Genomic DNA, 21,355 nt, shown 5'->3' with positions numbered 1-21,355 from the left:
TCACGAGCCCAAACTCGGATTGGTCATGGCTGAGCACGCACAGATTCCCCCCGACATTGCCGCCCTCAGTTTCGAGGATGCGCTGGCCGAGTTGGAGCGCATCGTGCGCCAGCTTGAGGAAGGGCGCGGCAAGCTCGACGACGCCATCTCCTCCTATGAGCGCGGCACGGCCCTGAAGCGCCATTGCGAGGCCAAGCTGCGCGAGGCGCAGGCCAAGATCGACCGCATCACCGTGACCGCCGACGGTACCCTCGGCACCGAACCGGCCCGGATCGACTGACGTGCAGACCGAACTCAAGGCCGCGATGGCCGACATGACCGAGGTGGTGGAACAGGCCATCACCCGCCTCCTCCCCACCACCGACCTCGCCGAGGCGGTTTTGTTCGAGGCGATGCGCTACGGCTGCCTGAACGGCGGCAAGCGGCTGCGCCCCTTTCTGGTTTTCCATTCCGCGAACCTGTTCGGGGTCAATCCGGATTGCGCGGTGCGCGTCGCGGCGGCGGTGGAGTTCGTCCACTGCTATTCCCTGATCCACGACGACCTGCCGGCCATGGACGACGGCGACCTGCGCCGGGGCCGGCCGACCGTGCACCGCCAGTTCGACGAGGCGACCGCGATCCTGGCCGGTGACGGCCTGCTGACCTTCGCCTTCGAGGTGCTGGCCGATCCGGCGACCCACGAGGATCCAAACGTGCGCTGCCAGCTGGTTTCGGCGCTCGCCAAGGCGGCCGGTCCGCACGGCATGGTCGGCGGGCAGATGCTCGACCTGATCGCCGAGCACGAGACCTTCGACCTCGGCACCACCACGCGCCTTCAGCGCATGAAGACCGGCGAGATGATCGCCTTCTCCGCCGAGGCCGGCGGCATCCTGGGCAAGGCGTCCCCGCCGCAGCGCCACGCGCTCCGCGCCTACGCCCATGACCTGGGGCTTGCCTTCCAGATCGTGGACGATCTGCTGGACGTGGAAGGAACGGAGGCCGAGACCGGCAAGTCCGTCGGCCGCGACGCGAAGGCCGGCAAGGCGACCTTCGTGTCGATCCTGGGGCGCGACCGCGCACGCGCCCAAGCCGAAATGCTGGCCGCCCAGGCCGTGGCGCACCTGGAGATCTTCGAGGGTCGCGCCGATATGTTGAAGGCGGTCGCCGACTTCGTCGTCGCGCGGCGGACCTGAACGGAGGACGTGCAAGAGTGACCGCGCAATCCAAGACGCCGCTTCTCGACACCGTCTCCACCCCAGCCGATCTGCGAGCCCTGAAGCCGGAACAGTTGCGCCAGTTCGCGGACGAACTGCGCACGGAGACCATTGACGCGGTGTCCGTCACCGGCGGCCATCTCGGCGCCGGGCTGGGCGTGGTCGAACTGACCGTTGCCCTGCATTACGTCTTCAACACGCCCGAAGACCGGCTGATCTGGGACGTCGGGCACCAGTGCTACCCGCACAAGATCCTGACCGGGCGGCGCGACCGCATCCGCACCCTGCGCATGGGCGGCGGCCTGAGCGGCTTCACCAAGCGGTCGGAGAGCGAATACGACCCGTTCGGCGCCGGCCACAGCTCCACCTCCATCTCCGCCGGGCTCGGCATGGCGGTGGCGCGTGACCTGCTGGGCAAGTCGAACAACGTCATCGCGGTGATCGGCGACGGCGCGATGAGCGCCGGCATGGCCTATGAGGCGATGAACAACGCGGGTTCCGCCAACTCGCGCCTCGTCGTCATCCTGAACGACAACGACATGTCCATCGCGCCGCCGGTCGGCGCGATGAGCGCCTATCTGTCGCGCCTGATTTCGTCGAAGCCCTATCTGTCGCTGCGCCATCTGGCGAAGGAGATCGCCGACCAGTTGCCGCGTCCCCTGCGGACGGCTGCGCGCCGGGCGGAGGAGTACGCGCGGGGCATGGTGACCGGCGGCACGCTGTTCGAGGAGTTGGGCTTCTACTACATCGGCCCGATCGACGGGCACAATCTGGACCACCTGCTGCCGGTGTTGCAGAACGTGCGCGATGCCGAGGACGACAAGCCCGTCCTGATCCACGTCGTCACCAAGAAGGGCAAGGGCTACGCCCCGGCCGAGGCCTCGGCCGACAAGCTGCACGCGGTGGCCAAGTTCGACGTCATCACCGGCGCCCAGGCCAAGCCCAAGTCCAACGCGCCGACCTACACCCGCGTCTTCGCCAACGCCCTGATCGCCGAGGCCGAGGCCGACAAGCGCGTGCTGGCGGTCACCGCCGCCATGCCGTCTGGCACCGGCCTCGACCTGTTCGGCCAGCGCTTTCCCGACCGCTGCTTCGACGTCGGCATCGCCGAGCAGCATGCCGTGACCTTCGCGGCGGGGCTGGCCACCGAGGGCTTCAAGCCGTTCTGCGCCATCTACTCGACCTTCCTGCAACGGGCCTACGACCAGGTGGTGCACGACGTGGTGCTGCAACACCTGCCGGTGCGCTTCGCGCTCGACCGCGCCGGGCTGGTGGGCGCGGACGGGGCGACGCACGCCGGGGCCTTCGACGTGGCCTATCTTGGCTGCCTGCCGGACATCGTGCTGATGGCGGCGGCCGACGAGGTCGAGCTGATGCATATGGTGGCGACCTCGGCGGCCATCGACGACCGCGCCTCGGCGCTGCGCTACCCGCGCGGCGAGGGCGTCGGGCTGGAGATGCCGGAGCGCGGCCTCATCCTGCCCATCGGCAAGGGCCGGGTGGTGCAGGAAGGCTCGAAGGTGGCGCTGCTCAGCTACGGGGCGCGGCTGGGCGAGGCGCACAAGGCGGCGGCGGAGCTGGCCGCGCGTGGGCTGTCGACCACGGTGGCCGACGCGCGCTTCGCCAAGCCGCTGGACGAGGACTTGGTCCGCCAGCTGGCGCTGCACCACGAGGTGCTGATCACCATCGAGGAGGGCTCGGTCGGCGGCTTCGGCAGCTTCGTGCTGCAGTTCCTCGCCACCTCCGGCCTGCTCGACGGCGGGCTGAAGATCCGCCCCATGGTCCTGCCGGACCTGTTCCTGGACCACGATGCCCCGGCCAAGCAGTACGAGGACGCCGGCCTGTCGGCCCGCGCCATCGTGGCGACCGCGCTTCAGGCGCTGGGCATCGAGACGGCCGCCGCCAGCGCCTGAGCGATGTGACGCTTACCCCTCACCCTCCCGCCGGGGACGGGTGAGGGCGCGCGCCTCCCAGAACACCGGCGTCTCCTTGAACGCCTTCCACAGATCGGGGATGGCCTTGCGGCGCTTTTCGGCCCGCTTGTTCAGCCATTTCAGCGCGGCGTCGGCGACGGCCGGGTCGGCGCCGGGGGCAATGGCGGGAAGCGTGCGCAGCAGGTTTCGGGCGATGGCCGTGTCGTGGTCGGCGTCGAGTTCGCCCAGCACAGCCTCCAAGGCGGCGATGAAGGGGTGCGTGGCCTCCGGCGCGTAGAGGCCACGGAAGAACTCCGCCGCGTAGCGCAGCTTGCGCAGGCGCCGCCGCAGCGTGTCCAGAGCCTTGGTGTCGGCGTTGTCCAGCTCCTTGCCGGCCTTCATCGCCTTGGCGTGCTGCGTGGCGAGCCAGCCGCCGGCCAGCTCTGCGACGGGACGGTCGAGTTGGGCGCGGAGCGCCGGTTCCGCGCCGGTGTGCCAGCGGCCTTCCTCCACCCACGCGCCGAGCGCCAGCAGTAACCCGGTGCAGCGGGGCGACAGGATCGCCTCCATCGCCATGTGGGTGGGCGCACGGCGGGCTTCCCGGACGGCAGCAGCCAAGGCGGGCAGGCCGGCGGGGGCCTTGGCGGAGGCGGCGAACGGCTCGATCACACCGGACAGCAGCACATCCCATTCCCGCGCCGGGCCGAGCTGCCCGGTGAGCCAGCGAAGACCGTCACCGGCGCGGCAGAGGTCCGGCTTTCCGGTGACCGGGCGGAACAGCCGGAAGGCGGTGCGCAGCCGGCGCAACGCGACCCGCATCTGGTGCAGCCCTTCCACGTCGCCATCGGCCAGCGCGCAGGCCTCGTTGGCGAGAAGCTGGCGCAGGCAGTGGCGGACGATGTGTCGGTACGCCTCCGCCGCCGTGGTGACGGGGGACAGGCCGAGGGGCTCCGGCAGGACGGGGGCGGGCAGGCGGCCGGTGACGAGCCGGTAGCCGAGTTCCGCCTTGCTCTCCGTGCCGATGCGCATGGGCACGCCGCGCTGGAGCGCCAGGGCGAGGTCGAACAGGCGGCTGACGCGTCCGGATTTCAGTTCCAGCTCCACCTCGCTGATGCGGGCGCAGGCGGTGCCGGCGGCGATCTCCCCCTCGTCCACCGCGACCTCGATGGCGGTGAGCGCGTCGGGACGGACGAGCAGGACGGTGCGCCGGAAGTCCGTCGTGAAGATGGGGGCCAGCGCCGAGCGGGTCTCCGCCGGGACCAGGGCGGCGATGCCCTCGGCCTCCAGAGGGGCGAGATCGGGAGTGGCGGTGGCGATGGTCCACTCCCACTCCTTGCGGACGGCGACGGCGGCCGAGTCGCCGGTGGTCGCGGAGTTGACCGTCTTCAGGGTCTGGATGAAGCGATCGCCGTCCTGGCGCACGCGGAGCGCCACGCCGCCGGCGAACAGGCGCAGGTCCGGCGTGTCGAAATAGACGGTGCGCAGGTGGCGGGTGACCGGCTCCCCCTCCGCCCGCTCGCGCAGGGCTTCCAGGCCCAGGACGCGGCCGAGGTCGCGCGGGTCGAGGTGGAGCTTCATTTCCACTTCCCGAACGGCGGTCGCGGTCGCGGTCGTTTTCGGCGGTGCGGATGACAAGGGGGCACTCCCGGTCTGGACGGAGCCCAACATGGACAAAGTTGAAATACCCCAAGCCTCGCTGTGGGTTAAGCAAGTTTGCGCGGCAGCACGAAATCAGCGAGCCGGCCGGCCCCGAGGTCGAGGTCCCGCCAGTGCATCGTCTCGAACAGCAGCACGGCGCAGGCACCGGTCGGAAACTTCTCGGCCAGCGCCTCGCGGTGGTGGTCGTCGCCGGAACCGACGAGCTGCTGGGCCAACTCATGCAGGTCGGGATTGTGGGCGACCAGCATCAGCGATCCGGCCGAATCCGGGGCGTCGCGCAACCGTTCCAGCAGCACGTGCTGGCCGCAGAGATAGAGGCCCCGTTCATGCTCCACGGGAACGGTCGTGGCCCCCATGGCGGACAACACGCGCCGTCCGGTGTCCACCGCGCGGATGGCGGTCGAACACAGGACGAGGTCGATGTGCGCCTTGTGCTCCTTCAGGTGCCGGCCGATCTTCTGGGCCGCCTTTTCCCCGCGCGGGGCCAGTGGACGGTCGTGGTCGTCCAGGGCGGGATTGTCCCAGGACGATTTCGCGTGACGAAGCAGGTAGAGGGTCTTCATCCTGGTCATCCGGATTGACGTGACGGGGCGGGCTTGAACCTGTTTTTCAGCAGGGACTATGCTTGTCCCGAAACCGTAACCTAAATGGGATAGACTCGTCGCCCCGACTGGTGCGCCGGCTTTCGCCGGCGCCATGATCCCTGAAAAGCCCGAGGCCGCCGTGACCCACCTTCAGGACCTGGAAGCGTTCAGCATCGAAGCGAACTCCCCGGAGCGCTTCATCAACCGCGAGCTGTCGTGGCTGGCCTTCAACCAGCGCGTCCTGGAAGAGGCCTCCAACCCGAATCACCCGCTGCTGGAGCGGCTGCGCTTCCTGTCGATCTCGGCCAGCAACCTGGACGAGTTCTACATGGTGCGCGTCGCCGGCCTGAAGGGGCAGGTGGCGGCCGGCGTGAAGACGCCGAGTGCCGAGAACCTGACGCCGGCCCAGCAGCTGGCCGCCGTCAACCAGCGCATCATCGAGCTGATGAACAGCCAGCAGGCCATGTGGCGCAGCCTGCGGGTGGACCTGCGCGAGGCCGGGATCACGGTGGCCGAGGCGGAGGACCTGTCCGACGGCGAAAAGGATTGGCTGGAAGCCAAGTTCCTCGACGACATCTTCCCGATTCTGACGCCCATCGCGGTCGATCCGGCGCATCCCTTCCCGTTCCTGCCGAACCTGGGCTTCGCGCTGGCGCTGCAACTGCACGAGCCGGTGAAGGGGCGGCATCTGGACGCGCTGGTGCCGCTGCCGGCGCAGCTGGACCGCTTCATCCGCCTGCCGGGCTCCGACATCCGATTCATCCAGTTGGAAAAGGCGGTGATGCTGTTCATCGACCGCCTGTTCCCGCCGTTCCAGGTGAAGGCGCACGGCGTCTTCCGCGTGCTGCGCGACAGCGAAATCGAAATCGAGGAAGAAGCGGAAGATCTGGTCCGGACCTTCGAAAGCGCGCTGAAGCGCCGCCGCCGGGGCAGCGTCATCCGGCTCGCCACCGACGCGGGCATGGCCGCCGACCTGCGCGAGTTCCTGCGGCATGAGCTGAACGTGTCGAACGACGACGTGTTCATCCTCGACGGGCTGATCGGTCTGACCGACACCAAGCAGCTGATCGTGGACGAGCGGCCGGACCTCGTCTTCCGGCCGTTCAACGCCCGCTTCCCGGAGCGGATCCGCGACTTCGGCGGCGACTGTTTCGCGGCAATCCGCGATAAGGACATCGTCGTCCACCACCCGTACGAGAGCTTCGACGTGGTGGTGCAGTTCATCCGGCAGGCCGCGCGCGATCCGCAGGTGGTCGCCATCAAGCAGACGCTGTACCGCACCAGCAAGGACAGCCCCATCGTCGCCGCGCTGATCGAGGCGGCGGAGGCCGGCAAGTCGGTCACGGCGCTGGTCGAGCTGAAGGCGCGCTTCGACGAGGAGGCCAACATCCGCTGGGCGCGCGACCTGGAACGCGCGGGCGCCCAGGTGGTCTACGGCTTCGTGGATTTGAAGACGCACGCCAAGGTGTCGCTGGTCGTGCGGCGCGAAAACAAGGCTCTGCGCAGCTACGTCCATTTCGGGACGGGCAACTACCACCCGATCACGGCGAAGATCTATACCGACCTGTCCTTCTTCACCTGCGACCCGGCGCTGTGCCACGACGCGGCGGTGATGTTCAACTTCATGACCGGCTACGCCACGCCGAAGGTGTTGGAGAAGATCGCCATCGCGCCGATCACGCTGCGCCAGAAGCTGATGCAGAAAATCGACGCGGAGATCGCCAACGCCGCCGCCGGCAAGCCGGCGCAGATCTGGGTGAAGCTGAACTCCCTGGTCGATTCGGAGATCATCGACAAGCTGTACCAGGCGTCCCAGAAGGGCGTGCAGATCGACATGGTGATTCGCGGCATCTGCTGCCTGCGCCCCGGCGTGAAGGGCCTGTCGGAGAACATCCGCGTGCGCAGCATCGTCGGCCGCTTCCTGGAGCACGGACGCGTCGTCTGCTTCGGCAACGGCCACCCGCTGCCGAGCCCGCACGCCAAGGTCTTCATCTCCTCCGCCGACTGGATGCCGCGCAATCTGGACCGCCGCATCGAGACGCTGGTGCCCATCGAGAACCCGACGGTGCACGAGCAGGTTCTGGATCAGATCATGGTCGCCAACTTCAAGGACGAAGCGCACACCTGGAAGTTGGGGCCGGACGGCGTCTATCATCGGGTGGAGGCTGGACCGGACGCGTTCAGCGCCCACAACTACTTCATGACCAACCCGAGCCTGTCGGGACGGGGCAGTGCGATCGCGACCAAACGCACCCCGCCGCGGTTGAAGCTCCGCACGGTCTCTTGAAGCAAGGCAAGGGTTGCCCATGACGTCGGCGCAGGAACGCACCGCCTCACCGGTTGAAAAGGCCGAGCGGGTTGCGGTCATCGATATCGGCTCCAACTCCATCCGTCTGGTCGTCTATGACGGGCTGAAACGGGCGCCGCTGCCGATCTTCAACGAGAAGGTACTGTGCGGGCTGGGGCGCGGAGTCGAGAAGTCCAGGCGCCTGAACCCCGACGGCAAGGTGCAGGCGCTGGACGCGCTGGAGCGGTTCGCGCTGCTGGCCTCGGCCATGCGCGTCGGCCGCCTGGACGTCATCGCCACCGCCGCCCTGCGCGATGCGGAGGATGGCCCCGCCTTCGTGGACGCCATCGAGCAGCGCACCGGCCTGACCGTCCGCGTGATCAGCGGCGAGGAGGAAGCGCGGCTGTCCGCCTTGGGCGTGCTGTCCGGCACTCCGGCGGCGCACGGGCTGGTCGGCGACATGGGCGGCGGCAGCCTGGAGCTGGTCCGGCTCGATCACGGCGTCATCGGCGAGCATGTAACCACGCCGCTGGGGCCGTTGCGCCTGATGGAGAGCGGGGCGGTCAAGCAGAACGGGCTGAACCGCACCATCGACCAGCATTTCGAGACGCTGGACTGGCTGTTGCAGGTCAAGGGGCGGCCCTTCTACCCGGTCGGCGGCGGCTGGCGCGCGCTCGCCAAGCTGCACATGGAGCAGACCAAGCACCCGCTGCACATCATCCACCATTACACCGTGCCGGCCGGCGAGGCGCGCGACTTCGCGGCGCTGATCGCCAGGCAGAGCAAGTCGTCGCTGGAGAAGATGTCCGGCTCGCGCCGGCGCATCGACACGCTGCCCTACGCGGCACTGGTGTTCGAGCGGTTGCTGCGGGCGGCGCAGCCCTCGGCCGTGGTGTTCTCGGCCTTCGGCCTGCGTGAAGGGCACCTGTTCTCGCTGCTGAGCCCGGAGATGCAGCGGCATGACCCCTTGCTGGCGGCGGCGGACGATTGGGCGCAGCGGTTCGGGCGGCTCGGCGACCCGGCGCTGTTGATCGCCTGGACAAGCGGCCTGTTCGCCGGAGAGGACGACGCCGCGCAGCGGCTGCGCCATGCGGCCTGCCTTCTGAGTGATGTGGGCTGGTCGGATCATCCGGACTATCGGGCGGAACACGCCTTCCTGCGCATTCTGCGCTTCCCGTTTCCCGGCGTGGACCACGATGAGCGGGCGTTCCTGGCTCTGGCCGCCTATGCCCGCTACACGGGAACGATCGAGGGGCCGGCGACGCTGGGGGCGCGGGCTCTGCTGTCGGACGCGCAGGCGCTGAAGGCCCTGGTGCTGGGGCTGGCGCTGCGGCTGGCCCACACGCTGACCGGCGGTGCGACGGCGCTGCTGCAGCGGACCGTGCTGAAGGTGTCGGGCGAGCGGCTGGTGCTGACCCTGCCCGAGGATGGCAGCGTGCCGGCCGGCGAGGTCGTCCAGAGGCGGCTGGATGCGCTGGCGAAGGTGCTGAGCCGTAAGGGTGAAGTCGTCCAACCCCGTCCGGAAGCGGCGGAGTGATGGATTCTCGTGGAGCAACAGAGACTACACGGATTTCGCGGATTTAAAACACGGATTGCACGGATTTTTATTTGCTTGCCAGCGGCTTTTTTCGGAAGGGCCGCGGTTTAACAAGACGAATAAATTCGCGTTTAAATCCGTGTAATCCGTGAAAAATCTATTGCCTGCGAGAATAAGAGGCTCAGGTCACCTTGGCGTGGGAGATGGCTTCGCGGACGCTGACGCCCTTGCGCAGGATGTTGTCCACCGCGCGGCCCTGGACGAAATTGATACCGGCCTTGTGCGCGTAGACGAGGCTGGACACGCTGTCGCAGCGCGCCAGGATGAACTTGCAGCGGTCCTGCTCGGCGATGCGGTCGAAGAAATACTTCTCGAAGGTCGGGTCCATCTCCAGCATGTCGCTGGACCAGAAGATCTTCGCGTAGTCGGCGTTCAGATATTCCAGGTCGAAGTTGGTCACCCAGAACGGGTTCAGGCCGTCCACCGCGATCTGGTATTTGCGGTCCTGGGCGAAATCGACGACCTCGTTGAACAGCGACAGGTTCTCGATCAGGTCGCCCTTGGAAATCTCAAGCACCACCTGCCCGCGGAAGTCCATGGGCAGGCGTTCGTCGAACTTCACGAAGCCGGTGGAGATCACGGTGGACAGGTTGATGTTGATGCCGATGCGCCGACCGCGCATGAAGCTGAGGCCGTGGTTCAGCGCGCGCAGCACCGACTGGTCGAGATTCGCCGTGAAGTAGTTGAACAGCCACTTGTTGGCGGTGATGTCGTAGTCGGGGCAGAGCCGCTCCTGCAGCAGCTTGATCGAGATGTAGAGTTCGAAATACTCCATCTCGTCTTCGGTGGCCGGGCCGATGTTGGAGATGGCTTGGTTGAAGAGGAACGGCGACAGGTCGAACATCTGCATGGAGCGTTCGAGCTTGGCCATCTCCTCCAGCGTGATCGGCGGCTTGGTCTCGGCGGTGTGGAAGCCCGTCTCGCCGGCCTGCAACTCCTCGACGAAGCGGATGACGTTGATGAAGTTCAACGCCAGTTCCATGATCGAATAAAGCGAATATTCCTTGTACGGGTTCGGCCCGGTCAGCGTCGTCTTCGACAGGAAGATCTGCTCGACCTTCTGGCAGACGTCGGTGACGCCGGTCAGCTTCAAACCCTTGTAGAGGATGATGACGTCGCCGTTGGAGATGTTGAAGGCTTGCAGGTAGGACGCCTTGCTCGACAGTTCCTGGATGATCGTGCGCACGATCATCTGGCTGGCCGGGTCCTTGTCCTTCAGCAGCGACAGGTGCATGTGGATGAGCCGCGTCCCCTGCAACTCGCTTTTGGCCGAGCGCAGAAGGTTCAGCAGCTTGTCGTTGTCGAACTCGGGTTTCTGGTCCTTGGCGGCGGCGACGGCGGCCTGCTTCTCCGTCGTGGAGAGGCGGACGCGGTCGCGTCCCATAGGTGGTTTGCCGCCGAACCTGCTCATACGCGAAATCCCCCAAACCGGCCCGGTGCTCGCGCCCGAATGCCGCCATCGTCCCTTTGGACCAGGTCAGCACGGACTCGGTCCATTGAGATATCAAGCCTATGCTTGTTTAAAAAGGCCTTAAAGCGTGGTTAACAAACGAAATACGTTTCGAATTCTCACCAAAAAAGATGCGGGATCGAATGGATGGCCGCCGGGGCGGCCACCCTTTGTTCACGGTGCCGAGCCTTCGCCGGTCGGAACGATTCGCACGCGGCGGTCCATGACGGCCAGCCCGACGCGCCCATGCTTCAGCGCCAGCGCGTCCTCGCCGAACAGCTCGCGCCGCCAGCCGTGCATGGCCGGCACATCGGCGGAATCGTCGGCGGCGATGGCCTCCAGGTCGGCGGCGGAGGCAACCAGCTTGGACGCCACGTTGTTCTCCTCGCACTTCATCTTGAGGAGCACGCGCAGCAACTCGACGATGGGCTGGAGGCCGGGCGGCGGCTCCTCGCGCGGCTCGACGCGCGGCAGCTCGGAGTCGGGAAGGTCCAGGCCGCGCTGCACGCAGGCCAGCACGTCCGTGCCCTGGCGACCCTCGGCGAAGCCCCGGCCCATGCCGCGGGTGCGGGCAAGGTCGTCCACCGTGGTCGGCGCGTGTGCGGCGATCTCCAGCAGGGCCTCGTCGCGCAGCACGCGGGAGCGCGGCAGATCGCGGCGTTGCGCCTCGCGCTCGCGCCACGCGGCCAGCTCCTTCAGGATCGCCATGAAGCGCGGCTTGTTGGTGCGCACCTTCAGGCGCAGCCACGACGTTTCCGGATCCACCTGATAGGTGGCCGGGTCGGTCAGGACGGCCATCTCCTCTTCCAGCCAGTGGGCGCGGCCGGTGCGGTGCAGGCGGCGCTTCAGCTTCTCATAGGCGGGGCGCAGGTGAATGACGTCGGACAGGGCGTAAGTCAGCTGCCGTTCCGTCAGGGGGCGCTGCGACCAGTCGGTGAAGCGGCTGGACTTGTCGATGCGGGCGCCGGCCAGCTTGGTCACCAGCGTCTCGTACCCTACGCTCTCGCCGAAGCCGCAGACCATGGCGGCGACCTGCGTGTCGAACAGCGGGTGCGGGATCTGGCCCGACAGGTGCCAGAAGATTTCCACGTCCTGGCGGGCGGCGTGGAAGACCTTGAGGATGGACGGATCCGTCATCACGCGGAACAGCGGCGCCAGATCCATGCCCTCGGCGAGCGGATCGATGGCGACGGCCCCGTCCGGCCCGCCGACCTGCACAAGGCAGAGCTGCGGCCAGTAGGTCTTCTCGCGCAGGAACTCGGTGTCGACGGTGATGTATTCGGTCCCGGACAGCGTTTGGCAGAAGGCTTCCAGGGCTTCGGTCGTGGTGATGAGAGTCATGATTGCTTCATACACGAGCAGGGCGCGCCGTGAAAGCTCGCCCTTTGGTGGGGCGTGAAGGGCAGAAAAGCACGGATCGCGGCTTGACAATCCGGCGCTGTCGGTGTGGTGTGTCGGGCCGCCTTTCCGCGCAGGATTCCGACCTTATCCCAAGGTGTTTCGACCCATGCACCCCTACCGCACGCACACCTGCGGCCAGCTTCGCGAAGAGAACGCCGGTCTGACCGTCCGCCTGTCGGGCTGGATTCACCGCAAGCGCGACCATGGACAGCTGCTGTTCATCGACTTGCGCGACCATTACGGCCTGACGCAGTGCGTGGTCGATACCTCCAACCCGGCCTTCCAGATCGCCGAGCGGCTGAAGCTGGAGTCGGTGATCACCGTGACCGGCAAGGTCGTGAAGCGCACGCCGGAGACGATCAACGACAAGCTGCCGACCGGCCGCATCGAAGTGCAGATCGCCGAACTGACGGTGCAGGGCGAGGCCGAGCAGATCCCGCTGCAGGTCAACCAGGACGCCGACACCGGCGAGGACGTGCGCCTGCGCTACCGCTTCCTGGACCTGCGCCGCGAGCGCATCCACGAGAACATCATGCTGCGCGCCCGCGTCATCGCGTCGGCCCGCCGCCGCATGATCGAGCAGGGCTTTACCGAATTCCAGACGCCGATCCTGACCGCCTCCTCGCCGGAGGGTGCGCGCGATTATCTGGTGCCGAGCCGCAACCACCCCGGCAAGTTCTACGCGCTGCCGCAGGCGCCGCAGCAGTTCAAGCAGCTGCTGATGGTCGCGGGCTTCGACCGCTATTTCCAGATCGCGCCCTGCTTCCGTGACGAGGACGCCCGCGCCGACCGCTCGCCGGGCGAGTTCTACCAGCTCGACTTCGAGATGTCGTTTGTCACCCAGGACGACGTCTTCGAAGCCATCGAGCCGGTGCTGTTCGGCATCTTCGACGAGTTCGGCGGCTTCCGCCGCGAGACCGCGCCGGTCATCGACAAGCCGCCGTTCCGCCGGATCAGCTTCGCGGAGTCGATGCTGAAGTACGGCAACGACAAGCCGGATCTGCGCAACCCGCTGGTCATCACCGACGTGACCGAGGTGTTCAAGCGCGAGGACGTGGAATTCCGCGCCTTCAAGCAGACCATCGAGAAGGGCGGCGTCGTGCGCGCCGTCCGCGCCCCGAAGGTTGCCGACAAGCCGCGCAGCTTCTTCGACAAGCTGAACGACTGGGCGCGCGGTCTGGGCGCGCCCGGCCTCGGCTACATCATCTTCGAGGCGACCGGCGGCAAGGGGCCGATCGCCAAGTTCGTGCCGGAGGCCGCCCAGGCCGAATTGCGCACGGCGGTGGGGCTGGAGGACGGCGACGCGGTCTTCTTCGTCTGCGACCAGCCGGCGGCAGCCGCCAAGCTGGCCGGCTTCGCCCGCACGAAGATCGGCGAGGAGCTGGACCTGATCGAGAAGAACGCCTTCCGCTTCTGCTGGATCGTGGACTTCCCGATGTTCGAGCTGGACGAGGAGACCAACAAGGTCGTCTTCAGCCACAACCCCTTCTCCATGCCGCAGGGCGGCTTGGAGGCGCTGAACACGATGAACCCGCTGGACATCAAGGCGTACCAGTACGACATCGTCTGCAACGGCGTGGAACTGTCGTCGGGCGCCATCCGGAACCATCTGCCGGAGGTGATGTACAAGGCGTTCGACATCGCCGGCTACCCGCCGGAGGAGCTGGAAGCCCGCTTCGGCGGCATGCTGAGCGCGTTCAAGCTGGGCGCCCCGCCGCACGGCGGTTCGGCGCCGGGCATCGACCGCATTGTGATGCTGCTGGCCGACGAGCCGAACATCCGCGAGGTCATCGCCTTCCCGCTGAACCAGCGCGCCGAGGATCTGCTGATGCAGGCTCCGGCCCCGGTGGACACCGCGCGCCTGCGCGAACTGCATCTGAAGCTCGACCTGCCCAAGCCGAAGGTCGCCGTGCCCAAGGAAGGCTGATCGCCGGACGAACCGAAAAAGCCCCGCTCCGTTGGAGCGGGGCTTTTTTCATATCTGGTTCCGGCGCCGCCGGCTGGAACCGCGCGCCCATTCCTCCCGTACCCGCCACCGGGGAGTCGGATTCTCAATCGGCGTTGATGATAGGAAGCGGCAACTTGACGGTGCGCGGCTGCTACTGTACGGCGAAGTATGCGGCTTCATGAGCCAAAGCTGAAATTGTCCGCGGGCGTGTATCATGTCGGTTTTGTCAAAGAAAAATTTCTATTTTGTTCAGAATAATGGTGGCGGCAGTTATAGTATAACCACCGGAATTAATTTGGATCAAATTCGTTATTTCAAGGAGTCGCCTGGGGATGGGACGGGAAATGACGATGGTGTTTTTGTCCTCGGTGAAATGGTTACCTTTTCAGCGGCGGCGGATTTTAACCCGCCCGCCACGGATAATGGTCGCTATTATCGTGGACGGCACGGGGAAGGCATCTTCGTCGAACAGCCGGGCTCCTACACCGTGCTGTTTGCCGACACGGTCTACAGCAGCGGCTACACGTTCACGCTCGATACCTCCGACTACGTGCTTCCCGACACGACCCCGCCGGCCGCGCCGGTCATCACCGGCATCTCCAGCGACAGCGGCACCGCTGGCGATGGGATCACCAACGACACGACGCTGAGCCTTTCCGGCACGGCGGAGGCCAACTCGACAGTCGAGCTGTTCAAGTCGGCGGGCGGCGCCCCCACCAGCCTCGGCACGACGAACGCCAACGCCTCGGGCAACTGGACCTTCGATTACACCGGCGTCTCGCTGGGCGAGGGCAGCTACAGCTTCACCGCCAAGGCCACCGACGCGTCCAACAACACCTCCGACGCCTCCTCCGCCTACGCGGTGGTCGTCGACACCACGGCGCCGACCAGCTTGGCGCTTTCGACGACGAGCCTGAGTTCGACCGCCACGACCAGCGGTGCCAATCTCGCCACGCTGTCGGCCAGCGACACCCACACCATCACTTATGGCTTCGCCATCGGCAACGGCAGCAACGACGCCAACAACGCCGCCTTCAGCATCGACGGCAACGCGTTGAAGGTCGGGGCCACGGCGCTCGCGGCCGGGAGCTACAAGGTCTATCTGAAGGCCACTGACCTCGCCGGCAACATCGTCTATCAGGCTTTCACACTCACCGTGACCGATCCCGACACGACCCCGCCGGCCGCGCCGGTGATCGCCGGCGTCTCGGACGACAGCGGCACCGGCGGCGACGGGATCACCAACGACACGACGCTGAGCCTCGCCGGCACGGCAGAGGCCAATTCCACGGTCGAGCTGTTCAGGACGGCGGGCGGCACCACCACCAGCATCGGCACGACGAACGCCGACGCCTCGGGCAACTGGACCTTCGACCACAGCGGCGTCCCCCTGGCCGAGGGCGGCTACAGCTTCACCGCCAAGGCCACCGACGCGTCCAACAACACCTCCGACGCCTCCTCCGCCTACGCGGTGGTCGTCGACACCAGTGCGCCGACCAGCCTCGCGCTCTCGACGACGAGCCTGAGTTCGACCGCCACGACCAGCGGTGCCAATCTCGCCACGCTGTCGGCCAGCGACACCCACACCATCACTTATGGCTTCGCCATCGGCAACGGCAGCAACGACGCCAACAACGCCGCCTTCAGCATCGACGGCAACGCGCTGAAGGTCGGCGGCACGGCGCTCACGGCCGGGAGCTACAAGGTCTACCTGAAGGCCACGGACACCGCCGGCAATATCGCCTACCAGGCCTTCACCCTCACGGTGACCGATCCCGACACGACCCCGCCGGCCGCGCCGGTCATCACCGGCGTCTCGGACGACAGCGGCACCGGCGGCGACGGGATCACCAACGACACGACGCTGAGCCTCGCCGGCACCGCCGAGGCCAATTCCACGGTCGAGCTGTTCAGGACGGCGGGCGGCACCACCACCAGCCTCGGCACGACGAGCGCCAACGCCTCGGGCAACTGGACCTTCGACCACACCGGCGTCACCCTGGCCGAGGGCAGCTACAGCTTCACCGCCAAGGCCACCGACGCGTCCAACAACACCTCCGACGCCTCCTCCGCCTACGCGGTGGTCATCGACACGTCGGCGCCGACCAGCTTGGCGCTCTCGACGACCAGCCTGAGTTCGACCGCCACGACCAGCGGTGCCAGCCTCGCCACGCTGTCGGCCAGCGACACCCACACCATCACTTACGGCTTCGCCATCGGCAACGGCAGCAACGACGCCGACAACGCCCGCTTCAGCATCGACGGCAACGCTCTGAAGGTCGGAGGTACGGCACTCACGGCCGGGAGCTACAAGGTCTACCTGAAGGCCACCGACACCGCCGGCAACACCGCTTATCAGGACGTTACCCTCACGGTGACCGCCCCCTCAACGCCGCCCGCCGACCCCGGTCCATCGACGCCCCCAAGCACGCCGCCCGGCACCCCCAACACGGAGATCGTGAACGGTGTGCCCGTGGTGACGAGGACCGAGACGGACGGGTCCGGGAAGCCGATCGAGGTCGTTTCGATTTCGACCGTCCCCATGGTCGACCCGCGCACCGGACAGCCGATCCCGAGCATCAGCGTGCCGCTGGTCAAGGGCAGCGATGGCGCCGCGCTGCTGGGAGCCGACCTGCCGGCCGGATTCGGGTTGCGCGTGGAAGGCCCGACCGGCGGGCCGCAGAATCCTTCCCAGGCGCTGGCGGACCTGACCAGCACCCTTGGCACCCGCTCCGGCGACGGTTCGATGGTGCAGTTCGCCATGGACGTCCTCGGCAACCTGTCCGCCGACATCCAGGTCATCCTGCGCACCATCGTGCCGAGCGTTCCGGCCGGCACGACCCAGGCGCCGGAGCAGCCCATCGTGATCTCCGCCCCGGCCGGTGCCACCGGCACGCAGGAGGCGCTGGTTCTCGACCTGCGCAACCTCCCGCCGGGGACGACGATCGAGCTTCAGAATGTCGAGTTCGCGGTCATTCTCGGGGATGCGCGGGTGACGGGTGGAGCCGGGTCGCAGGCCGTGATGGGCGGTGGCGGCAGGCAGATCATCGTTCTGGGCGCCGACGACGACACGCTGCACGGCGGCGGCGGCGGCGATGTCGTGGGATCGCTGGGCGGCAACGACCTGCTCTACGGCGACGGCGGCAACGACACGGTCACCGGCGGCGAGGGTAACGATACGCTGCACGGCGGCGGCGACAACGATTGGGCGAACGGCAACGTTGGAGACGACCGGCTGTACGGCAATGCCGGAGCCGATACGCTGCACGGCGGGCAGGGCAACGATCAGGTCTATGGTGGCCAGGGCGACGATTGGCTGTCCGGCGACCTGGGCGATGACCGGTTGTCCGGCGACCTCGGCCGCGACACGCTGTTCGGGGGGGACGGCGCGGACACGCTGGCCGGCGGTGCGGAGACCGACGCGCTCCACGGCAACGTTGGAGCGGATATCCTGTACGGCAACGTTGGAGCGGACACGCTTTACGGCGGGCAGGGCGCCGACACGTTGTTCGGCGGGCAGGAAGGCGACCGCCTGTTCGGTGACCTGGGCGATGACTGGCTGTTCGGGGATCTGGGCGACGATACGCTCACCGGCGGGGCCGGGGCCGACCGGTTCCTGATCGGCGGCGGCACGGGCACCGACACTATCACCGACTTCAACGTGGCCGAGGGGGATCGCCTGCAGATTCGGGCCGGCCTGACCTGGACCGTCTCCTCGTACGGTGCCGGCACCCGTGTGGCGGTGAGCGACGGCAGCACCGTGCTGCTGGAGGGGGTGGCGAGCCTGTCCGAGGATCGCTCCCTTTGGTTCGTCCTGGCGTAGGCCGGCTCCAGCCAGCGCCGCCAGCCCGCGCCGTATCCGCCGGCTGGTCTCCTGGCGGGAGAGGAACGTTTTGTTTGGATCAGGCCGCGACGCTGCCGGGGGGCGGGGACTCGATCAGGCGATAATAGTCGGGATCGACCAGGACGAGGCAGCTGAGCGTCTTGGAATCGCCCTCGTCCTCGATGCTGACCACCTGCGCGTGCGGGATGCCGAGCATGTTGAAGGTCGACTTCACGCGCCAGGACCGGCCGTTGGCCGAACCGACGGACTGGAACACCTGACCAACCTGAACCTGCTTCTTGCTCATGAGAAACCCCTTGGTGGCGCCGGCGCACACCGCAACGCACCGGTCGGCGGACTAGCCAAAGGTAGTAAACCTCTCTTGCAGGTGGTGTTCAATCCCTGGGAATCTTGTCCGAATGGGCTGTGGCGCGGACGCGTCAGCACCCGGATTTTGGCAAAGCCTCAACCTTTTCAAGAATGGCGTTCACGGTGAAGTCGCCATAGTCGATCTGCATGGATTCGGCGACGCCGTTCTGCAGCAGGCGCAGGCTCATCTCATATTCCGGCTGGGCGGCATCGCTTTTCAGCGGGAAGAAGGCCATGCGCACCGGCCATCCCTTCTTGCCTTTCAGCAGCGGGTCGGTGCCGTCCTCCTTCACCGTGTCGCCCTTGCCGATCACGGTCGAGACCTCGGTGGCGCCTTCCGCGTCGGCGCCGTCGAAGACGATCCGGTTGAAGAAGTTGTCGCCCGCACCGGCGTGGTCGAGGATCGCCAACGTGTGCGCCGTCGGGAACATGGTGGCGTCGGGCAGCTTCATCTCCTGCGCTTCGGGCTTAGTGAAGTTGGCGCTGCCGGTGCCGTCCTTCTCCAGCCGGGCCTCGCCGCGCACTTCCTCGTCCACCTCGCCGTTGATCAGCTTGCGCACGTTGAAGCGATAGCGCAGGCCGTCCTTCGCCTCCCACGTCGTGTAGTTGGTGTTCATCGCCATCTCGTCGCCCTCGGCGTAGACGAAGCGCAGCTGGAAGCGCTGCTCCGTCGTCCAGCCGTCGCAGGCGTCGGCCCATTCGAACATCATGCGGCCGCGCACGTCGCTGACCTTGGAGCTGTTGCGCGCGGACAGCAGCGACATCTTGTAGACAGCCCGGTGCGGGAGGATCTCCGCCGCCGCACCAGAGGCCGCCCCCGGGGCTGCCTGGGCCACGGGGACAGGAGCAAGGGCCAGCAGGAACGCGCCGAAGGTCGCGCTGACGGCGAGGCGGGCGGCGGTGCGGCGGTTCTGCAAGGTGAAATCCACGGTCAGTTTGGCGGGTGATTGGAAACGTCAGATGGATTATGGGTGTTTTGGCCCCGGACCGGAAGGCCCGCCGACCTCAATACCCTGTGAATTGGGAGGATACACCCATGCGCACCGACGCCCAAGCTTCGCGGCCCGTCCTGGTGCTGACCCGGCATCTGCCCGACGCGGTGGAGGCGCGCGCGGCGCGCGACTACGACGCGCGGCTGAATCCCGAGGACAAGGCGCTGTCGGGAACGGACATCGCCGCAAGGGCGCAGGGTGCCGATGGGGTGTTGTGCTCCGCCGGGGACAGGCTGGACGCCGATGCGATCAAGGCGTTGCCGGACAGCGTGCGCATCCTCGCCACCTTCTCAGTCGGAACCGATCACATCGATTTGAACGCTGCCAAGGCGCGCGGGCTGGTAGTCACCAACACGCCGGACGTGCTGACCGACGCCACCGCCGACATCGCGCTGCTGCTGATGCTCGGCGCCGCCCGCCGCGCGTCGGAGGGGGAGCGGATGATCCGCGCGGGCGCCTGGACCGGCTGGACACCGACGCAACTGCTCGGCACCCATCTCGGCGGCAAGCGGCTGGGCATCATCGGCATGGGCCGAATCGGGCAGGCGGTGGCGCGCCGGGCGCGGGCCTTCGGCATGACCATCCACTACAGCAACCGCAAGCGTCTGCCGGCGGAACTGGAGGAAGGAGCGGTCTTCCACGCCGACCCGGAAGCGATGCTGGCGGTCAGCGACGTGCTGTCGCTGCACTTTCCGGCAACACCGGAGACCAGACACTGGCTGAACGCCGCGCGCATCGAAAAGCTGCCGCCGGGCGCCGTCGTGGTGAACACCGCGCGCGGCACGGTCGTGGACGACGAGGCGCTGATCGCCGCGCTGAAGACCGGGCGGATCGCCGCCGCCGGCCTCGACGTGTTCGAGAACGAGCCGAACCTGCATCCCGGCTATCGCGGGCTGGAAAACGCCTTCCTGCTGCCGCATCTCGGCAGCGCCACGGTCGAGACGCGCAACGCCATGGGCTTCAAGGCGCTGGACAACCTGGACGCTTTTTTCGCCGGGGCCGAGCCGCCGGACCGGGTCGTCTGATCAAATTGACTAAAATGCCGTACATTTTTGCCGGGTAGCGATGGCCCGGCGGAAAATGCTGCCGGGCAGAACAGGGCGGCGGAAGAAACTGCCGCGCGGAAAAACAAGGCGGTTCAAGGCTTTCGGAGTTGGCACGCCGGTTGCTGTGAGGATGGCGCAGATCTCTTCGATCATGAGGAGCCGACCGATGAACGCCATTGTCACCGCTCTGGAGCCCAAGTCCCACGCCGCCGCCGAACGCTTCGACGGCTTGGCCTGGACCCCGGCCGTGCGCGGCGTGCGGCTTGGTACCCCTCGGGCCATCGAACCGGACGCGCTGGCCCAGCAGCTAGCCGACGCCAAGGCGATGATCGCCGAGCAGCAGGAGCGCATCGCCTACCTGGAAAGCCTGACCATGACGGACGAGCTGACCGGGTTGCTGAACCGGCGTGGCTTCTACAGCCACTTCCGGCGGGAGCTGGCCTCGGCCCGGCGCAACGGCACAGCGGGCGGCGTTCTGGTGATGATCGATCTGGACGGCTTCAAGGCGATCAACGACACGCACGGGCATCTTGCCGGCGACTCCTACCTGCGTCAGGTGGCGCGGCTGATCGTCGGCGCGGTTCGGCAGGAGGACGTGGTGGCCCGGCTGGGCGGCGACGAGTTCGCCGTGCTGCTGACCAACACCGACGCCGAAACGGGGGCCGCCCGCGCCCGCCAGCTGGCGGAACAGGCCCACGGCCAGCACGCCGAATGGGGCGGCGCCGAACTGCCGATCCGCTTCTCCATCGGCATCCAGGCCTATGGCTCCGAGGATCACGAGGATGACGTCATCCGTCAGGCCGACGTGAAGATGTACGGCGACAAGGGGGAGCGGCGCCGGAAGGCCAAGCGCCGGACCAAGGGCGGCCGGACCAAGAGTGAACGGCGTCGGACCCGCCGCGCCGCCTGAACACCGGGATCGGGCAGGGCGGGCGGTGCCCGCGACGTCTTCACGCTGGGGTGGCATTCCCGGTCTGTGACTTAACCGTCCCGGTAACGACAAATTAACCGTCGCGGCTTATCAGAAAAGGAGGTATACCGGCCCTGACGATTCCGCTCGCAGGGGTGGCCATGACGTCCAGACGGGCGACAG

General features: G+C 67.2%; 16 protein-coding genes. 9 read left to right on the top strand and 7 right to left on the bottom strand.

Translation table 11 applies throughout. From position 1 onward, the window contains the following. The first annotated feature begins 25 nt into the window (after positions 1 to 25). The 3 genes from J2852_RS16890 to dxs are packed head-to-tail and all read left to right on the top strand — an operon-like array spanning position 26 to position 3,106. A complete protein-coding gene (locus J2852_RS16890) occupies positions 26 to 280 on the top strand; it encodes an exodeoxyribonuclease VII small subunit (protein ID WP_209877586.1) in 255 nt (84 codons plus the stop codon). A gap of 25 nt (positions 281 to 305) precedes the next feature. After that, entirely contained in the window at positions 306 to 1,172 is an 867-nt protein-coding gene (locus J2852_RS16885; protein ID WP_209877889.1) for a polyprenyl synthetase family protein, read from the top strand. Between the two features lie 17 nt (positions 1,173 to 1,189). After that, positions 1,190 to 3,106 (top strand): 1-deoxy-D-xylulose-5-phosphate synthase, encoded by a 1,917-nt coding sequence (dxs, locus tag J2852_RS16880; protein ID WP_209877584.1) that lies wholly within the window; start codon positions 1,190 to 1,192, stop codon positions 3,104 to 3,106. 12 nt (positions 3,107 to 3,118) lie between these two features. Here dxs and J2852_RS16875 read toward each other — a convergent pair whose 3' ends face one another. Both J2852_RS16875 and J2852_RS16870 read right to left on the bottom strand, forming a co-directional pair. Beyond that, positions 3,119 to 4,684 carry a CYTH and CHAD domain-containing protein gene (locus tag J2852_RS16875; protein ID WP_246499761.1) on the bottom strand — a complete coding sequence of 522 codons (1,566 nt, stop codon included), beginning with the start codon at positions 4,682 to 4,684 and terminating at the stop codon, positions 3,119 to 3,121. A gap of 125 nt (positions 4,685 to 4,809) precedes the next feature. Beyond that, positions 4,810 to 5,328, bottom strand: coding sequence for a SixA phosphatase family protein (locus J2852_RS16870; RefSeq protein ID WP_209877580.1), 519 nt, complete (start codon positions 5,326 to 5,328; stop codon positions 4,810 to 4,812). A gap of 160 nt (positions 5,329 to 5,488) precedes the next feature. On the opposite strand from J2852_RS16870, the gene J2852_RS16865 reads away from it, so the two are divergent. Further along, positions 5,489 to 7,636, top strand: a complete 2,148-nt coding sequence (locus J2852_RS16865) for an RNA degradosome polyphosphate kinase (RefSeq protein ID WP_209877578.1) — start codon at positions 5,489 to 5,491, stop codon at positions 7,634 to 7,636. Between the two features lie 19 nt (positions 7,637 to 7,655). After that, entirely contained in the window at positions 7,656 to 9,173 is a 1,518-nt protein-coding gene (locus tag J2852_RS16860) for a Ppx/GppA family phosphatase (RefSeq protein ID WP_209877576.1), read from the top strand. A gap of 181 nt (positions 9,174 to 9,354) precedes the next feature. On the opposite strand, the gene J2852_RS16855 is transcribed toward J2852_RS16860, so the two are convergent. Together J2852_RS16855 and rnd are read right to left on the bottom strand one after the other, a co-directional pair. Then, positions 9,355 to 10,644 carry a hypothetical protein gene (locus tag J2852_RS16855; RefSeq protein ID WP_209877574.1) on the bottom strand — a complete coding sequence of 430 codons (1,290 nt, stop codon included), beginning with the start codon at positions 10,642 to 10,644 and terminating at the stop codon, positions 9,355 to 9,357. A 213-nt stretch (positions 10,645 to 10,857) separates the two neighbouring features. Further along, a complete protein-coding gene (gene rnd / locus J2852_RS16850; RefSeq protein WP_209877572.1) occupies positions 10,858 to 12,024 on the bottom strand; it encodes a ribonuclease D in 1,167 nt (388 codons plus the stop codon). Positions 12,025 to 12,190: 166 nt separating this feature from the next. Here rnd and aspS point away from each other — a divergent pair, with 166 nt between their 5' ends. Together aspS and J2852_RS16840 are read left to right on the top strand one after the other, a co-directional pair. Continuing rightward, entirely contained in the window at positions 12,191 to 14,011 is a 1,821-nt protein-coding gene (aspS, locus tag J2852_RS16845; protein WP_209877570.1) for an aspartate--tRNA ligase, read from the top strand. A gap of 394 nt (positions 14,012 to 14,405) precedes the next feature. Next, positions 14,406 to 17,855 (top strand): Ig-like domain-containing protein, encoded by a 3,450-nt coding sequence (locus J2852_RS16840; RefSeq protein ID WP_209877568.1) that lies wholly within the window; start codon positions 14,406 to 14,408, stop codon positions 17,853 to 17,855. Positions 17,856 to 17,934: 79 nt separating this feature from the next. Here J2852_RS16840 and J2852_RS16835 read toward each other — a convergent pair whose 3' ends face one another. Beyond that, a complete protein-coding gene (locus J2852_RS16835) occupies positions 17,935 to 18,162 on the bottom strand; it encodes a hypothetical protein (RefSeq protein ID WP_209877567.1) in 228 nt (75 codons plus the stop codon). Between the two features lie 133 nt (positions 18,163 to 18,295). Beyond that, the gene (locus tag J2852_RS16830; RefSeq protein ID WP_246499760.1) at positions 18,296 to 19,141 is read right to left on the bottom strand and encodes a cell envelope integrity EipB family protein; all 846 of its coding nucleotides are present in this window, start codon (positions 19,139 to 19,141) and stop codon (positions 18,296 to 18,298) included. Positions 19,142 to 19,260: 119 nt separating this feature from the next. Here J2852_RS16830 and J2852_RS16825 point away from each other — a divergent pair, with 119 nt between their 5' ends. Then, entirely contained in the window at positions 19,261 to 20,241 is a 981-nt protein-coding gene (locus J2852_RS16825; RefSeq protein ID WP_209877563.1) for a 2-hydroxyacid dehydrogenase, read from the top strand. 9 nt (positions 20,242 to 20,250) lie between these two features. Here J2852_RS16825 and J2852_RS16820 read toward each other — a convergent pair whose 3' ends face one another. Then, positions 20,251 to 20,415: a hypothetical protein gene (locus J2852_RS16820; RefSeq protein ID WP_209877561.1), complete on the bottom strand. Its 165-nt coding sequence runs from the start codon at positions 20,413 to 20,415 to the stop codon at positions 20,251 to 20,253. 13 nt (positions 20,416 to 20,428) lie between these two features. On the opposite strand from J2852_RS16820, the gene J2852_RS16815 reads away from it, so the two are divergent. Then, positions 20,429 to 21,172 carry a GGDEF domain-containing protein gene (locus J2852_RS16815; protein ID WP_209877559.1) on the top strand — a complete coding sequence of 248 codons (744 nt, stop codon included), beginning with the start codon at positions 20,429 to 20,431 and terminating at the stop codon, positions 21,170 to 21,172. The last annotated feature ends 183 nt before the right edge of the window (positions 21,173 to 21,355 follow it).

Source organism: Azospirillum soli (assembly GCF_017876165.1).
GTDB lineage: Bacteria > Pseudomonadota > Alphaproteobacteria > Azospirillales > Azospirillaceae > Azospirillum > Azospirillum soli.
Note: the sequence above shows the minus strand (reverse complement) of the source record. Positions and strands in the feature narration are given on the sequence as shown.

Bases quoted from the DNA above. Each gene is read 5' to 3' on its own strand.
- J2852_RS16885 (WP_209877889.1), top strand. From the start codon at position 306: ATGGCCGACATGACCGAGGTGGTGGAACAGGCCATCACCCGCCTCCTC.
- J2852_RS16825 (WP_209877563.1), top strand. From the start codon at position 19,261: ATGCGCACCGACGCCCAAGCTTCGCGGCCCGTCCTGGTGCTGACCCGG.
- J2852_RS16815 (WP_209877559.1), top strand. From the start codon at position 20,429: ATGAACGCCATTGTCACCGCTCTGGAGCCCAAGTCCCACGCCGCCGCC.
- J2852_RS16820 (WP_209877561.1), bottom strand. From the start codon at position 20,415: ATGATCGAAGAGATCTGCGCCATCCTCACAGCAACCGGCGTGCCAACT.
- J2852_RS16835 (WP_209877567.1), bottom strand. From the start codon at position 18,162: ATGAGCAAGAAGCAGGTTCAGGTTGGTCAGGTGTTCCAGTCCGTCGGT.
- J2852_RS16840 (WP_209877568.1), top strand. From the start codon at position 14,406: ATGGTTACCTTTTCAGCGGCGGCGGATTTTAACCCGCCCGCCACGGAT.
- rnd (WP_209877572.1), bottom strand. From the start codon at position 12,024: ATGACTCTCATCACCACGACCGAAGCCCTGGAAGCCTTCTGCCAAACG.
- J2852_RS16855 (WP_209877574.1), bottom strand. From the start codon at position 10,644: ATGAGCAGGTTCGGCGGCAAACCACCTATGGGACGCGACCGCGTCCGC.
- aspS (WP_209877570.1), top strand. From the start codon at position 12,191: ATGCACCCCTACCGCACGCACACCTGCGGCCAGCTTCGCGAAGAGAAC.
- J2852_RS16890 (WP_209877586.1), top strand. From the start codon at position 26: ATGGCTGAGCACGCACAGATTCCCCCCGACATTGCCGCCCTCAGTTTC.
- J2852_RS16870 (WP_209877580.1), bottom strand. From the start codon at position 5,328: ATGAAGACCCTCTACCTGCTTCGTCACGCGAAATCGTCCTGGGACAAT.
- J2852_RS16860 (WP_209877576.1), top strand. From the start codon at position 7,656: ATGACGTCGGCGCAGGAACGCACCGCCTCACCGGTTGAAAAGGCCGAG.
- J2852_RS16875 (WP_246499761.1), bottom strand. From the start codon at position 4,684: ATGAAGCTCCACCTCGACCCGCGCGACCTCGGCCGCGTCCTGGGCCTG.